16 protein-coding genes are annotated in these 14,108 nt (G+C 38.7%); 11 read left to right on the top strand and 5 right to left on the bottom strand.

Going from position 1 to position 14,108, the window contains the following annotated elements:
• Nucleotides 1-13: 13 nt before the first annotated feature.
• Complete coding sequence (locus tag B9T23_RS06220; protein ID WP_067724576.1) at nt 14-751, top strand: histidine phosphatase family protein; 738 nt, start codon at nt 14-16, stop codon at nt 749-751.
• Between the two features lie 418 nt (nt 752-1,169).
• Complete coding sequence (locus B9T23_RS06215) at nt 1,170-1,367, top strand: hypothetical protein (protein ID WP_214648534.1); 198 nt, start codon at nt 1,170-1,172, stop codon at nt 1,365-1,367.
• 56 nt (nt 1,368-1,423) lie between these two features.
• Here the strand turns inward: B9T23_RS06215 and B9T23_RS06210 are convergent, their stop codons facing one another.
• Together B9T23_RS06210 and rpsT are read right to left on the bottom strand one after the other, a co-directional pair.
• The gene (locus tag B9T23_RS06210) at nt 1,424-1,867 is read right to left on the bottom strand and encodes an META domain-containing protein (protein WP_086193451.1); all 444 of its coding nucleotides are present in this window, start codon (nt 1,865-1,867) and stop codon (nt 1,424-1,426) included.
• Between the two features lie 404 nt (nt 1,868-2,271).
• Nucleotides 2,272-2,538, bottom strand: a complete 267-nt coding sequence (gene rpsT / locus B9T23_RS06205; RefSeq protein WP_067724582.1) for a 30S ribosomal protein S20 — start codon at nt 2,536-2,538, stop codon at nt 2,272-2,274.
• A gap of 215 nt (nt 2,539-2,753) precedes the next feature.
• Between rpsT and B9T23_RS06200 the strand changes: the two genes are divergently transcribed.
• The 5 genes from B9T23_RS06200 to B9T23_RS06180 all read left to right on the top strand — a co-directional run bounded on the left by B9T23_RS06200 (nt 2,754) and on the right by B9T23_RS06180 (nt 7,617).
• Nucleotides 2,754-3,419 carry a Rossmann-fold NAD(P)-binding domain-containing protein gene (locus B9T23_RS06200; protein WP_086193450.1) on the top strand — a complete coding sequence of 222 codons (666 nt, stop codon included), beginning with the start codon at nt 2,754-2,756 and terminating at the stop codon, nt 3,417-3,419.
• A gap of 13 nt (nt 3,420-3,432) precedes the next feature.
• Complete coding sequence (gene rraA / locus B9T23_RS06195; RefSeq protein ID WP_086193449.1) at nt 3,433-3,945, top strand: ribonuclease E activity regulator RraA; 513 nt, start codon at nt 3,433-3,435, stop codon at nt 3,943-3,945.
• Between the two features lie 22 nt (nt 3,946-3,967).
• Complete coding sequence (locus tag B9T23_RS06190) at nt 3,968-4,744, top strand: glutathione S-transferase N-terminal domain-containing protein (protein WP_086193448.1); 777 nt, start codon at nt 3,968-3,970, stop codon at nt 4,742-4,744.
• A gap of 312 nt (nt 4,745-5,056) precedes the next feature.
• A complete protein-coding gene (locus B9T23_RS06185; RefSeq protein ID WP_086193447.1) occupies nt 5,057-5,740 on the top strand; it encodes a response regulator in 684 nt (227 codons plus the stop codon).
• Entirely contained in the window at nt 5,737-7,617 is a 1,881-nt protein-coding gene (locus B9T23_RS06180; RefSeq protein ID WP_086193446.1) for a sensor histidine kinase, read from the top strand. The genes B9T23_RS06185 and B9T23_RS06180 overlap by 4 nt, the downstream gene beginning before the upstream one ends.
• A 219-nt stretch (nt 7,618-7,836) precedes the next feature.
• On the opposite strand, the gene B9T23_RS06175 is transcribed toward B9T23_RS06180, so the two are convergent.
• Genes B9T23_RS06175 through B9T23_RS06165 form a run of 3 tightly spaced genes read right to left on the bottom strand, consistent with a single transcriptional unit; the run spans nt 7,837 to nt 9,998 of the window.
• Nucleotides 7,837-9,006, bottom strand: coding sequence for a ribosomal protein uL16 3-hydroxylase (locus B9T23_RS06175; protein WP_086193445.1), 1,170 nt, complete (start codon nt 9,004-9,006; stop codon nt 7,837-7,839).
• Between the two features lie 15 nt (nt 9,007-9,021).
• A complete protein-coding gene (locus tag B9T23_RS06170; protein WP_086193444.1) occupies nt 9,022-9,615 on the bottom strand; it encodes a Maf family protein in 594 nt (197 codons plus the stop codon).
• Nucleotides 9,615-9,998, bottom strand: a complete 384-nt coding sequence (locus B9T23_RS06165; RefSeq protein ID WP_086193443.1) for a DUF2237 family protein — start codon at nt 9,996-9,998, stop codon at nt 9,615-9,617. Before B9T23_RS06165 ends, B9T23_RS06170 begins: the two co-directional genes overlap by 1 nt.
• 140 nt (nt 9,999-10,138) lie before the next feature.
• Between B9T23_RS06165 and B9T23_RS06160 the strand changes: the two genes are divergently transcribed.
• The 4 genes from B9T23_RS06160 to B9T23_RS06145 all read left to right on the top strand — a co-directional run bounded on the left by B9T23_RS06160 (nt 10,139) and on the right by B9T23_RS06145 (nt 13,888).
• Complete coding sequence (locus B9T23_RS06160) at nt 10,139-11,326, top strand: phosphoglycerate kinase (RefSeq protein ID WP_086193442.1); 1,188 nt, start codon at nt 10,139-10,141, stop codon at nt 11,324-11,326.
• Nucleotides 11,327-11,495: 169 nt separating this feature from the next.
• Complete coding sequence (locus tag B9T23_RS06155) at nt 11,496-11,768, top strand: hypothetical protein (RefSeq protein WP_086193441.1); 273 nt, start codon at nt 11,496-11,498, stop codon at nt 11,766-11,768.
• A gap of 122 nt (nt 11,769-11,890) precedes the next feature.
• Nucleotides 11,891-12,928 (top strand): class II fructose-bisphosphate aldolase, encoded by a 1,038-nt coding sequence (fba, locus tag B9T23_RS06150; RefSeq protein ID WP_067724604.1) that lies wholly within the window; start codon nt 11,891-11,893, stop codon nt 12,926-12,928.
• A gap of 96 nt (nt 12,929-13,024) precedes the next feature.
• Nucleotides 13,025-13,888 (top strand): DMT family transporter, encoded by an 864-nt coding sequence (locus B9T23_RS06145; RefSeq protein ID WP_086193440.1) that lies wholly within the window; start codon nt 13,025-13,027, stop codon nt 13,886-13,888.
• Nucleotides 13,889-14,108: the final 220 nt, after the last annotated feature.

The following is a 14,108-nucleotide window of genomic DNA, read 5'->3' as shown; positions in this document are numbered from 1 at the left end:
TTTTGGCTGCATCATGGCATTAGACCTACTCCCTGCAAGTATGCTCAAGGCAATTGATTTATTGCCCGATGCAAAAACACCTGTGACTTTATTTACCCGTCATTCTATTCGTGAAGTAGTGGCTGGGCAGGGTTTGGCTGGCTATGATTTACAGTTAACCTCACAAGGTCGTGACTTGGCACAGGCGTGGGGCACATATTTAATTGAGAATACAGACCGGAGTATTCAGCACTGTATTTCAAGTCCAATTCAACGCTGTGTCGATACGGCAGCTTTAATGATTCAAGGTGCTGATTCGAGTACGCTTGCGCAAAATACCCATTATATTGAAATCGTCGAGCAAGGCTTGTTGGTTGAACCGGGAAGTTTTGTGCTGGATATCAAACAGGCAGGTCCATATTTTAGCAAACAAGGGGCTTTGGGCTTTATCAATAGTTTTGTCAATAATGCCTTGCCGGGAATGAAACATCCGATTACGGGTGTGGTAGACGTATTAGAGCTTATTTATAATACCCATCCCCAAGATCATTTTGGTTTAAGTTTGGCTGTCAGCCACGATACGATTTTAGCTGCAATCATTGCCGTAATTTCTGGGCGTAATACTATCAGTCGGGAAGACTGGCCACAAATGATGGAAGGTTTGTTTGTCTGGTTTGAAGGAGACGAATTTTTAGAATCGAAACTCAAATGGATTTGGCGTGGTAAAGTACAGGAACTTTCGATTCGAGAGTTTCAAAAGTTAGAAAAATAAAAGAGTTACTTATAAGAATAAAAATTTAAATCACATTAAAAATCTACCAAGATGGTGCTCTATTCAAAAATGATAGATCCATCTTGTCTTCTGTAGTTTTAAATATTTGATCTGGTTTAACACTCATTAAATTAAAATGGGTGTATGGACCGACTTTTTAAAATTTCAGCCATAAATTTAGAAATTTTATATAAATAAATGTTATCACGAGCTCATATTTTATGAGAAAAATGAACCTATATTAAGGGGGTATAAGTATTTAGCATATTGTTTGGCATGAATATTCAAAAGTAAAAGAAGAAAGGAGATTTAAAAAAGCAGTTGAATTAAAGTGTGATGTATTTCTCAAAATATATTGAATTGTGTGATACTTGGCAATATACTCAAAACAAGAAGATATGATTTTAGGACGCTGAAAATGGACGTGATTTTATGGGATGGTGAAAATACGTTTCCTGCAAAAATTGAAAGTTTTAAACAGTTCTTAAAAAAATATTTAACCTCACTTCACTGTGAACATCTTTTGAGTGATACACCTTTTCATTACGATCCTGAAAATGATGAATTCTTAAATCCAGATATTCAAGCCTATTATTATTTATGGTCTATTTCTTAGTACCAAAACTATTTTAACAAAATAAAAAAAGCCCTCAAATGAGGGCTGATTTATATCTATTTAAGATTTTTAAATTTGATAACCACTCTGTTATTGCTATCAAGGAACTTTAATTCCGTCTTGGAAGCCTCATAGCTCACAACTTGACTTAATGCTTGAGAGAACTTTTGCGGTAAATTGGTTGCATTTGAACATGCGTTATTTTCTACTGCTTTTAGATTTGCAAATTTAATCTGAGTTCCCATAACAGCATAACCTCCCATGAATTGGTTACATCCATCGGTGCCGCTTACTTCATTACTATCAAATGTCATAGTGGGAACGGCAGACTGGGTCGGGTCAGCTTTATAAACAACTTGATTAATTTCGGTTAAGACCCAATTTTTATTTTGCAATTGATCTAAATTTCGATCAGTGGAGGGATTTGGCATAGATGTACTACAACCAACCAAAGTTAAGGAAGTTGTTATACTTATAGCGAGAATAATTTTTCTTAACATTGCTTTTCTCCAATTAATTTAATACTTAAAGATAATTGTATTGTGAGGTAGTTAAAACAAATTGCAGTTTATAAAATTTTCTTAGAATTCATTTGATTGTTAACTAATCATCTACAAGAGTTGATCGGAAAATAAACATATATTATTTTGGGTAAACAAGATGTATTAAATGTTACAAGGACCAATAAACTTTAATATAAGGGTATGGTTAGAATTATTTATTAATCATATATTTGTTATATAAGTGGTTTAAACAGCATTCAATCACTAGGCTTTCAATTCATTACAATTTAATCTTAATCAGCTAAAGTATTTGAAGTGCAAAAAATTATATATTTTACTTATAAGTGATGAACTTTCAGGCGTAAAAAAAGCCCTTAACGGGCTTTTTTCAATGCAACAACTTAGTTAGCCAAAGCTTTAACTTGTGCATTCAAACGGCTCTTATGACGAGCAGCTTTGTTTTTATGGATGATGCCTTTATCAGCCATACGATCGATTACAGGTACAGTCGCTTTGTAAGCTTCTGTAGCAACTGCATAATCACCAGCAGCGATAGCAGCTACTGTACGTTTGATATAAGTACGAACCATTGAACGTAAGCTAGCGTTGTGTTTGCGTGCTTTAACGTTTTGACGGGCACGTTTTTTAGCTTGAGCAGAGTTTGCCACTCGTGCACTCCTTGAATTAGATTGGTCTGGGCGGGCTGAAATTGCAACTGAAAACCTTCATCAGAAGAATTGTCACCAGCCCGTAAACAAGTGCCATATTGTGATTAAACTATGACGTTAAGTCAAGTCTTGACTTGCTTTGACAACATTTTAGATGCATAAAAATTCTAAAGAAACCGTTAGATTAGTAATAACCTATAGAGATTGCTTAAAAAATGACTAAATCAATTAAAAGTGCAATTGTGATTGGAGCAACAGGTTTAGTAGGGCGTGAGCTACTGAATCAACTCAATCGTATAGAAAGTTGCGAGAAAATTACCGCGGTGGTCCGTCGTGAAGATTCAGAACTCAAAAGCCTAGAAAAAGTACAACAATTCATTCTCGATGATTTTCTTTTGCTCAATGACGAAGATGTGAATGGATATAGCCATGCATTTAGTTGTTTGGGGACAACGCTGAAGAAAGCCGGATCTAAGCAAAAATTTCATGATATTGATTATGAAATAAATGCACATTTTGCCGATTTATTTGAATCGACCCATACCCATTACTTACTGATCAGCGCAATGGGTGCAAATAGCAACTCAAATTTTTTCTATAATAGAGTGAAAGGTGAACTGGAAAAGCATATCCAGATTTTAAACCTTGAACGTGTATCGATTCTACGTCCTTCATTATTGTTAGGTGACCGTCCAGAACAACGAAGCTTGGAAGATCTGACTCAAAAGCTCTATCGAAAATTCTCGCATTTAGTGCCTGACTCATTTAAATATAAGCCTGTGACAGCAGAGCAAGTGGCTCATACTATGGTCGAGGCAGCGCAAACTCAAACTGAAAAATTTGAAATTTATGATAATTTACGCATACAAAATTCCAAATGAGGGGAAATAAAAAGTGTCTAATGCAGCATTCGTAACTTGCGATTTACTTGACGACAATCCAGAAAAAGTGATTCAAGTGGTGACACCATCCATGGATGGTAAATTCTTTAAAAGCTATGGTGAACGTAAAAGTTTTGGCGGTCAGGTCGTGACGGTTAAATGCTTTGAAGATAATTCGCGGGTAAAAGAACTGCTTTCGACTGATGGTACGGGTAAAGTACTGGTGGTAGATGGCGGTGCATCCATGCGCTGTGCCTTGATGGGCGATATGATTGCAGAGTCAGCGGTCAAGAATCACTGGAATGGCGTAGTCATCTACGGTTGTGTACGTGATGTAGATGCGATTGCTGAATTGGATCTGGGGGTACATGCATTGGCTGCAATTCCGCAAAAAAGTAATCGCAAAGGCATAGGCGAAGTCGATTTAACTTTGTATTTTGGTGGGGTAAGCATCTATTCTGGCGATTATATCTATGCTGATAACAATGGAATTTTGATTGCAAAAGAAAAATTAGTCGATTTATAACGACAATTGCATAAGGATAAAAATGGTGAATCATCAAATTAAAGTTGTACAGGCTTTAGCTTCAGCATTGACTGAAGGTGGACGCGGAGTCAGTGGTACTGCATTTCCGAAACAGCCGGAAAAACCACTCAAACTTTATGAGTTTGAAGGTTCACCATTTTGCCGTCGTGTACGTGAGGTCATGACCTTGTTAAATTTGGATTATGAGGTTTATCCTTGTCCAAAAGGTGGACAGAAGTACCGAAAAATTGTCAAAGAAAAGGGTGGGAAAAAACAATTTCCATTTTTTATTGATGAAAACTCGGGTACCCAGATGTATGAATCTCAAGACATCATCCACTATTTATTTAAACATTATGGCAAAACTGGAAAAACACCGAAAAAATTTGCCCAATATCCCAAAATTCCTGTGGCTGCCTTTGCTGGCACAATCATTAATGGCGCACGTGGGGTTTGGATTAATAGAAAAATTATTGATCGCGAGGCGCCCGCCCAGCTTCTTGAATTGTGGGGTTTTGAAGCGAGTCCATTTACGCGCGTTGTACGTGGTGTATTAACTGAACTAGAACTTCCATTCATATTTAATAATGTGTCCAAAGAACGCTGGCAAGATATGGGACCCGCAGCTTTACGCCTAAAACCAGGGAAATATGAACCTCTAAAAGGCGGTAAGCGTGCAAGAGTGGTTGAACTTATGGGGCGTGATATTCAAGTTCCTTATTTAGTCGACCCGAATACTGGAGTGAAAATGTTTGAGTCAGCTGAAATTGTGAAATATTTAAAAAAACAATATAGCTGAATCATCAAAACTGTAATAAAGAAACAGCTAGATCGGCTGTTTCTTTTTATTTAAATCAATCAATTTTCTTTAAACTCAGATAGTGCTACACACTGAATTTTATTGGGATGATTTAATTTATTGATCATGTATTAATCATTGATTGAATCGTCAGTGTTTTTATTTTATCGTGTTAAATTGAGAGGGTAAGTCTCAAAATATTAAATTAAAATTTAAATTATTAGTATAAAAGTCATCAAATTACTTAGTTTTAGGGATATTTTTTTAATTTTCTTTTCCGTTATATTGAACCAATAAAAAAAGGGGTAGTGTGTGTCGGGATTAGAAACGATTTTACCTGTACCAGTTTTAATTGTTGAAGATGAAGATCTCATTCGAGAACGCTTAAGAAATATATTGGTCGAATTGGGCTATGACAATGATGTGCTCATTTTTGCCAGGAATCTAAAAGAAGCCTTCCTGCAAATAGAACAACAACCTGTTTCCTTGGCATTGGTCGATCTCGGACTTCCTGATGGAAATGGGATAGAGCTGATAGAAAAGCTGCGTAGTCTAGATAGCAGTGCCTTAATCTTAGTGATTTCAGCGTGGAGTACGCAAGAAAGTCTATTTTCAGCGATTAAAGCGGGTGCGACAGGTTATGTCCTGAAAGAACGTGATGATGCGGAAGTGCGGTTGGCTATTCGCAGTATTTTACGCGGTGGAGCACCGATTGATCCTTTTATTGCACAAGAAATTTTAAAGCAGATCTCAGCTTCAGTGATTACAGGATCAAATGATGACAAATCATTAGATTCGGATGGGACACTTTTGACTAATCGGGAAACAGAAATTTTAGACTTGGTTGCGCAGGGGATGAGTAATAAAGAAATAGCAGAACAATTATTTGTCTCTAAATATACGGTGGAAAGTCACATCAAGCATATTTACCGAAAATTGGCGGTGACGAAAAGAACCAAAGCAGTCAGTGCAGCACGATCCTTAGGGATTTTATGAAATATTCCATCCTGTATTTCTTTTGCATATTTTTGCTGAGTTTATTCAGCCGAATCAGTTATGCGGAAATAACAGAAAGTATTAATGAACAATGTTCAGTGCATATCAATTCGATTTCTGTAGTGAAAACGCCTTCTCAGACAGTTTTACCCAAGCAAGGCTGGCAGTTGGTACAATTGCCAGATAAATGGAATAAGCACTGGAAAAATTATAATGGTGCTGCCTGGTATAAGATTGAATGGAACTGGGCATGTCAAAATAATGCGAAGTTAGCAGAGCCGATTGCTTTTTCAATTGATTATATTAATTCTGCAGGGGCAGTTTTTTTAAATGGTGATTTGCTTTGGCGGGATCAGCATTTACAGGAGCCTTTGTCTAAAAGCTGGAATATGCCGCGTTATTGGATCTTACCGATATCGGGATTAAGATCTAATGAAAATGAAATTTTGATTTATGTGAAGGGCTTTGCTTTTCAGTCTCCAGGGCTTGGTACGATTTCCTTTAATAATGTGCAAAGCAATTATGAAATCCATCAAAGTAAAATTTGGAACCGAAGAACATTATTTCAAATAAACATCATGTTATCGATCACTTTTGGGATCATCTGTTTTGTTATCTGGTTATTAAGACCTAAAGAAACCACCTTTGGATGGTTCGCATTAAGTTCATTATTATGGGTATTATTTATTTCCAATGTATTGGTGACAGAAACATTTCCATACCCAACAAGCATAATGGCAACCCAAGCAAATTTGGCTTTCTTTGTCCTGTATGTTGTTAGTTTCTGTATTTATTTACTCAGATTTATCCGAACGCGTTTAGCCAAAATTGAAGCTTCCATTTATTTTGCGACTGGACTTGCCACCGCCTGTATCTTTTTCACCCCACAGCAATTTATTTATTTTGTCTTTCCGCTGATATTTTTAATTTATGTGGGCTTATTTTTCGTAACCTGTGTATATATCAGCTATCAGGCTATTAAATCTCGACGAGCAGATTATATTTTTTTAGCCATTTGCTTAATTGGAATCTGCAGTTTTGCTGTACTTGATATTCTATTGTTATTATCGGAATCTACAGCTGATGCACGACCATTATCACCTTATTCCTCACCGATTATTACCTTTTTTGTGGTGGTTATATTGGGTACGAGACTGACACGTAACGTAAAAAAAATAGAAACATTTAATGCCGCATTAGAAGTCAAAGTTAAGCAAGTTGGAGAAGACCTGAGTTCAAGTCTGAATGAAAAACATCAGTTAGAGCTTGAGAATGTCAGGCTGCAAGAAAGAATACATTTATCCCATGATTTGCATGACGGTTTGGGGGCGTCATTGGTTCGCTCCATGGTTTTAGTGGATCAAAGTACACATAATATTCCGAATCAGCAATTTTTATCGATGCTTAAATTATTGAGAGATGATTTAAGACAGATTATTGATAGTGGTTCATCTGCGGATAATAAAATTCCAGTCAGTCCAGTCATGTGGGTTGCACCCGTCAGGCACCGTTTTAGTCAGCTGATGGAGGAATTAGATATTCATTCTAAATGGGCTTTTCCTCGTGAGTGGCAGGCTGTACCTACAGCGCTCCAGTGTTTGACCTTGATTCGTGTATTAGAGGAAAGTTTGACCAATGTGATTAAACACAGTCAGGCAAAGAATGTAAAAGTGTCGATGACTTATCTTTTAGAAAATCAATTAATTTTGACCATACAAGATGATGGTGTGGGTTTTAATACGGATTGTGTGGCACAACAGGGATTAAGTATTGGTATGCGCAGCATGAAAATGCGCCTAGAACGCATAGGAGCAGAACTTATCTTATCTTCTGAAGAGGGTTGTACGATAATCCAAGCGATTGTTCAGCTTAAATGATTTTATTTATGCCGCTGAAACTAACGTTATTGGAATAAGGCACTATCATGATGAAATGGTGCAAATAAATACGCATATTTATTTAGCTACTTCAGATTATGAAATCGGTAAAAAAATTAAAATTTATAAGTTATTTCGCTTTTGATTTTTCTAAAAAATAAACTTTAATTATTTTAGAGTATAAAAAAGGGGAAATCTAATTTCCCCTTTTTGCTGGGTTTATTCTTGCTCTGTAGCAGGTAATAACATCAAAATCGATTCATTTAACAAGTTTACGATGTCTTCCAGCATATCTGGATCATAAAGATTTTCATCGAGTAATACTGAACCGCCATCAGCCAATTGTTTTAAAATCGGTGCAAACGCATCTGAAATACAAATGCCTTCACCATTGGCCCAGAACAGCAATTCATTTTCGTCTTCAGTATAAAGTAGACGTGATGCTGGCTCAAGAATGAGGGAGTAACCTTGATCCAAGGCTTCTTCTAAATCACCTGTACCAATGGCTTCAGCCTCTGGAATGTTTTCAGGATATTTCGGTTCTGACATTAGGCTCATGAGCGCATCTTCAAGTACGGTTGGATTTTGCAACTGTGCTAAAAGTTCTGCTTTTAAATACTCAAGCTCCGCCTGACTGATTTGACCAATCGGACTGATTTTGTCACGAATAATGTCAGTCAGCGGATTTTTAAGCAATTGATCCGTAGCAAATTTATCACTCACGCGATCCATCATTTCAGCCACATTTGGCATACGGAAACCAAACGAGTAAGTCAGACAGTCATCTTCCGCTACGCCGTAATGAGACAAGCCCGGTGGTACATAGAGCAAGTCGCCCGGTGCTAAAATTTCATCAAAATGAACTTCCATCTCTGGCAGTAATTTTAATGGTTGGCCAGCAACAAACTCACTTTCGGCATCACACATTTGACCTAACTGCCAGCGACGGTGTCCATGCCCCTGTACTAAAAATACATCGTAAAAATCGAAATGTTTACCGACTGAGCCGCCTTTTTGGGCATACGACACCATGATGTCATCACGACGCCACTGAGGAATAAAAGGAAATTTTTTCCAAAGTTCAGCAAGGTCAAAAGAGTAATGATCCACAGCTTGTACGAGTAAAGTCCAAAGCTTTGGCATCTTCTGGAAATCAGCTTTTGTTAAAGGTGATGATTTCACAGACCATTGGTTTGGATCTTTATCTTTTTGCTTGATTAAACGGGCACTGACATTTTCATCCAGTGCAAGTTCCATCACATCGTTAGGTTCTAACAGATTTGCAATTTCTGGAAGCGCATTACGTACCAGTAATGGTTTTTTTTGCCAATATTCGGCAAGAAATTGTTCAGCGGTAATTCCGCCTAATACATCTAAAGGTTGAGACATAAATACAGCCTAAAATTAAGGAACTAAAATATTCAATTGACGCAGGATATGGCAAAGCTGAATCATCGGCATGCCCATCAGCGTGGTTTGGTCTTGCCCATTCATTTGCTCAAACAGGCTAATCCCCAGGCTTTCACATTTAAAACTACCGGCACACATTAAAGGTTGTTCTACTTCAATATAACGCTCAATTTCAACAAGACTGAGTTTGCGAAATTTGACCTTGTAGTGTTCAACCAGCGTTTGTTCAAAGCCAGTTGACTGCTGCTGAACACTTAATGCGGTACTGAAATAGACAATTTTATCGGAGTTGGCTTGTAACTGTTTTATGGCTTTTTCAACAGTCAGCGGTTTGCCAATGAAAATATCCGGTGCACCTTCACGCCAAGCGACTTGGTCTGATCCAATCACAATCGCTTCTGGATATTGTTCTGAAATGGCTTTGGCTTTTTCAAAAGCCAGTCTTTTTGCCAAATGATCCGCATGATTTTCACCACGGGGAGATTCATCAATATCAGGCACGATACTTTGATAATCGATGCGCAGGCGGTTCATTAAGTCTTTACGGGTTTGGCTGCTTGAAGCCAAAATAATTTGGGGAGTAGTCATCACACTGCATATTCCATAAGCACATCAAGCGGAACATAAGAGAGCACAGCTTGATGGCAAGCTTGAATTTTAATGGGAGGGGCGATACCGGCCTGGTATGCTTCAACCCAACGGGTCACACAAATACACCAAAAATCACCGGGCTCTAAGCCTGGGAAATCGACTTCTGGTAATGGTGTGATCAAGTCATTACCTACTTTTTGCGAAAAATTAAGAAACTCAGCGGTCATTTGTGCACACATTGTATGCTGACCTAGATCTGTTGTAGCAGTATGACAAAAGCCGTTACGAAAATATCCGGTAATAGGAGCATAGCAACAGCTAGCCATGGATTCGCCTAAAACGTTTAAACGATTGATATTTGGATCTGGGTGAATAGACATAAGCTCTAAATCATGGAGTGGCTTTTGACTATGATAATCAAAACTTTGCCTTTCGACAGCTTTTAAGCAAAAGAAGCTAACCTTTTTCTACATAATCATTTAAAATCGGGCGGTTTTTATATCTATAAAGAGAGCTATACATGAATTTTCAGCGTATGACTGACCTCGATTTAACAGGTAAACGTGTTCTTATCCGTGAAGATTTAAACGTGCCTGTAAAAAATGGTGAAATTACAAGTGATGCACGTTTACGCGCGGCGCTTCCTACAATTAAAGCAGCGGTAGAAAAAGGCGCTGCGGTAATGGTTTGTTCTCACCTAGGTCGTCCCGTTGAAGGTGAACCTAAACCAGAACAGTCTTTAGCTCCTGTTGCTGCTTATTTGACTCAAGCTTTGGGTCAAGACGTTAAATTATTGACTGACTACTTAGATGGTGTTGAAGTTGCCGCAGGTCAGGTGGTATTGCTTGAAAACGTGCGTTTCAACCCGGGTGAAAAGAAAAATAATCCTGAACTTGCACAAAAATATGCAGCACTTTGCGACGTATTCGTGATGGATGCATTTGGTACGGCACACCGTGCAGAAGCATCAACTGAAGGCGTAGCGCGTTTTGCCGCTGTTGCAGCAGCAGGGCCGTTACTTGCAGCTGAACTTGATGCTCTAGGTCGTGCACTTAAAACCCCTGAAAAACCAATGGTTGCGATTGTTGCCGGTTCTAAAGTTTCAACTAAACTGGATGTGTTAACTTCACTTTCAGATATTTGCGATCAAATCATCGTAGGTGGTGGTATTGCCAATACATTCCTGGCTGCTGCTGGCTACAATGTGGGTAAATCATTGTGTGAAAATGATTTGATCGATACAGCGAAAGCCATTGCTGCAAAAGTATCAGTTCCACTTCCAACAGACGTTGTGGTTGCAGATGCAGCTGAAATCGATTTTGCTGATTTCTTGGGTTCATTGGCTAAAGCAAAAGCAGTGGTTAAAAACGTTGCTGATGTAACCGACAACGACATGATTTTAGACGTTGGTCCAGAAACCGCAAAAGCATTTGCTGAAATTATCAAGACTTCAAAAACGATTCTTTGGAATGGTCCAGTGGGTGTATTTGAAGTCGATCAATTCGGTGAAGGCACGAAAGCATTGTCTTTAGCGATTGCTGAATCTGTTGGTTTCTCTATTGCAGGTGGTGGTGATACTTTAGCTGCAATCGACAAATACGAAGTAGCTGACAAAATTGGTTATATCTCTACCGGTGGTGGTGCTTTCCTTGAATTTGTAGAAGGCAAAACACTTCCTGCAGTTGCTGTATTACTTGAACGTGCTTAATCTTTAGATCAGAATCTTTAAATCAGATTAAGCCATAAAGTAAATATAACAAAAGGTTGACGACTACAGTCAGCCTTTTGTTATTTTGGGATACATATTCCAGTCATCAAAATGAAATATATCTGCAATAAAATTACGTTCATTAAATCTCCTGTCCTAGGAAAATCTGATGAACTTGAAATTAACACTTGCAGCACTCCTTATTGCACCTTTAGCTTTAACTGCTTGTGCCAAGAAAGATGAAGCTCCAAAAAATGACGCAGCTGCAACAGCAGCCGTAGAAGAAAAAATTACACCAGAGCAACAAGCGGCAATCGACTCACTTGACAAACCTGTTCTGGATGAAAAAAATACTGATGTACCTGCGGAAATAGCCAATGCGAATGCAGATGAAGCAACTCCTGCAGCCGAAGCCGCAGCTTCTGAAGCCACTGCACCTTAAGTTTGTCGTGTTTTATTTAAAAGTCCCTGCATAAGCAGGGATTTTTTTTGAAATAGTGTTTTTTATTACTGAATTGAAAGCAATCAGCATGTAGAATATGGGGCATCAACTGGGAGGACATTATGGCACTTATCTCATTGCGCCAGCTCTTGGATCACGCCGGCGAACACAACTACGGCGTACCAGCGTTTAACGTAAACAATTTAGAACAAATGCGCGCAATTATGTTAGCCGCAGACGAAACGAATTCACCTGTTATTGTTCAGGCATCTGCGGGTGCTCGTAAATATGCAGGCGCTCCATTCTTACGTCATTTAATTTTGGCAGCAATTGAAGAGTGGCCACATATTCCAGTGGTTATGCATCAAGATCATGGTACTGACCCTGATGTGTGCCAACGCTCGATCCAGTTGGGCTTTTCATCGGTAATGATGGACGGTTCATTGGGTGCGGACGGTAAAACGCCTACAAGTTACGAATACAATGTAGATGTAACGCGTCGTACAGTTCAAATGGCGCACGCTTGCGGTGTTTCAGTTGAAGGTGAAATTGGTTGCCTGGGTAGCCTTGAAACCGGTATGGCGGGTGAAGAAGATGGCGTAGGCGCTGAAGGCGTACTTGACCATTCTCAGCTTTTAACTTCAGTTGAAGAAGCGACTCAATTTGTAGCAGATACAAATGTAGATGCTTTGGCAATTGCAGTCGGTACTTCACACGGTGCGTACAAATTCACACGTCCACCTACAGGTGATATTTTAGCGATTGACCGCATTAAAGAAATTCATGCGGCATTGCCAAATACCCATCTTGTAATGCACGGTTCAAGCTCTGTGCCACAAGAATGGTTGGCTGTGATCAATGAATTCGGCGGCGACATCAAAGAAACTTATGGTGTACCTGTTGAACAATTGGTTGAAGCAATCAAACACGGTGTTCGTAAAATCAATATCGACACTGACTTGCGTTTGGCTTCTACGGGTGCGATGCGTCGTATGATGGCGGAAAAACCAAGCGAATTCGATCCACGTAAATTCTTCTCTGCGACTGTAGATGCAATGAAACAAATCTGTGTAGATCGTTACACAGCATTTGGTACTGCGGGTCATGCAGACAAGATTCGTCCAATTTCTTTAGAGAAAATGGTGAATCGTTATAAATAATCCCTAGAGATTATCTATAATCGAAAGCCCACATCTATTGTGGGCTTTTTTATATCGAATCCTCAACCATTATAAATCAGGAAAATAAGGCAAAAGATGGAACTTATATTTGCTGCGGCCTGCTGTAGTGTCATCATTTCAATTCTTTTAAAGCTATGCAAAGCCAAAGGTTTTGATGCACTACAAATGATTGTCTGGAACTACGCCTCTGCCAGTCTGTTGTGCTTTCTATGGTTTAAGCCAGATCTGCAGCATATTTCAATGGTCAATACGCCGTGGTGGTTAATTGTTGCCTTAGGTGTTTTGCTGCCGAGTATTTTTTTATGTTTAGCCAAATCATTGCAATATGCCGGCATTATTAAAACTGAGATTGCCCAGCGTTTATCTGTGGTTTTATCGCTATTGTCCGCATTTTTCATTTTTCAGGAACAGTTTAATACCCTAAAAATCATTGGGATTGTTTTAGGGATTTCAGCGGTACTCAGTATTTTATTTTCACATCAAAAAGCCGAAGCAGGGCAGCCATCTTCAAAACAGGCGATGTTATATCTTGCACTGGTATGGTTTGGATACGCCTTAATTGATGTGTTGCTCAAGTACACTACAGGATTAGGTGTTCAGTTCGCTGTTGCGCTGAATTTAATGTTTATCTGTGCCTTTATATTGTCATTGGCTTATATTGCAATTTCAACGAAAACTGCGGGTAGCAAAAAGAACATTCTGGCCGGACTAGGTTTGGGTGTGCTGAATTTTGCCAATATTGCACTGTATGTTAAAGCGCATATTTTATTGAAAGACACACCTGCAATTGTGTTTGCAGGTATGAATATTCTTGTGGTGCTATTTGGTGCATTAAGTGGCTTAATCATCTTTAAAGAAAAATTAAAACCAGCTACCGCTGTAGGTTTGGTTTTAGGTTTGGCTAGTGTGCTTTGCCTAGCTTATGCGATATCTGTTTGATTAGGGTCTTTGCAAAAGTCTTGGGGTGTTTCACGATGTCTATGGTGTCGGCTGTCCCTAGCAGCAAGCCAGCCTGCTCACAGTCTGGACAAGTTGGGTAAAAAGAAATCGCATTGGTAGGATATTGATGCATATAAATTTTATTGCAGTGTGTGCATTCAAATTTCATCGGCATTTTAGTTGTAGCAGGGATCATGATGTGAACCACCTTTTATTTTTG

It is taken from the genome of Acinetobacter terrae (assembly GCF_002135195.1).
In the GTDB taxonomy this organism is placed as follows: Bacteria; Pseudomonadota; Gammaproteobacteria; order Pseudomonadales; family Moraxellaceae; genus Acinetobacter; species Acinetobacter terrae.
This window is presented reverse-complemented; position numbering and strand designations above follow the sequence as displayed.

Excerpts from the sequence above, each read along its gene's own strand:
- B9T23_RS06220 (WP_067724576.1), top strand. The coding sequence starts at position 14 with ATGGCATTAGACCTACTCCCTGCAAGTATGCTCAAGGCAATTGATTTA.
- B9T23_RS06215 (WP_214648534.1), top strand. The coding sequence starts at position 1,170 with ATGGACGTGATTTTATGGGATGGTGAAAATACGTTTCCTGCAAAAATT.
- B9T23_RS06210 (WP_086193451.1), bottom strand. The coding sequence starts at position 1,867 with ATGTTAAGAAAAATTATTCTCGCTATAAGTATAACAACTTCCTTAACT.
- B9T23_RS06200 (WP_086193450.1), top strand. The coding sequence starts at position 2,754 with ATGACTAAATCAATTAAAAGTGCAATTGTGATTGGAGCAACAGGTTTA.
- B9T23_RS06190 (WP_086193448.1), top strand. The coding sequence starts at position 3,968 with ATGGTGAATCATCAAATTAAAGTTGTACAGGCTTTAGCTTCAGCATTG.
- B9T23_RS06180 (WP_086193446.1), top strand. The coding sequence starts at position 5,737 with ATGAAATATTCCATCCTGTATTTCTTTTGCATATTTTTGCTGAGTTTA.
- B9T23_RS06175 (WP_086193445.1), bottom strand. The coding sequence starts at position 9,006 with ATGTCTCAACCTTTAGATGTATTAGGCGGAATTACCGCTGAACAATTT.
- B9T23_RS06170 (WP_086193444.1), bottom strand. The coding sequence starts at position 9,615 with ATGACTACTCCCCAAATTATTTTGGCTTCAAGCAGCCAAACCCGTAAA.
- B9T23_RS06165 (WP_086193443.1), bottom strand. The coding sequence starts at position 9,998 with ATGTCTATTCACCCAGATCCAAATATCAATCGTTTAAACGTTTTAGGC.
- B9T23_RS06160 (WP_086193442.1), top strand. The coding sequence starts at position 10,139 with ATGAATTTTCAGCGTATGACTGACCTCGATTTAACAGGTAAACGTGTT.
- B9T23_RS06155 (WP_086193441.1), top strand. The coding sequence starts at position 11,496 with ATGAACTTGAAATTAACACTTGCAGCACTCCTTATTGCACCTTTAGCT.
- fba (WP_067724604.1), top strand. The coding sequence starts at position 11,891 with ATGGCACTTATCTCATTGCGCCAGCTCTTGGATCACGCCGGCGAACAC.
- B9T23_RS06145 (WP_086193440.1), top strand. The coding sequence starts at position 13,025 with ATGGAACTTATATTTGCTGCGGCCTGCTGTAGTGTCATCATTTCAATT.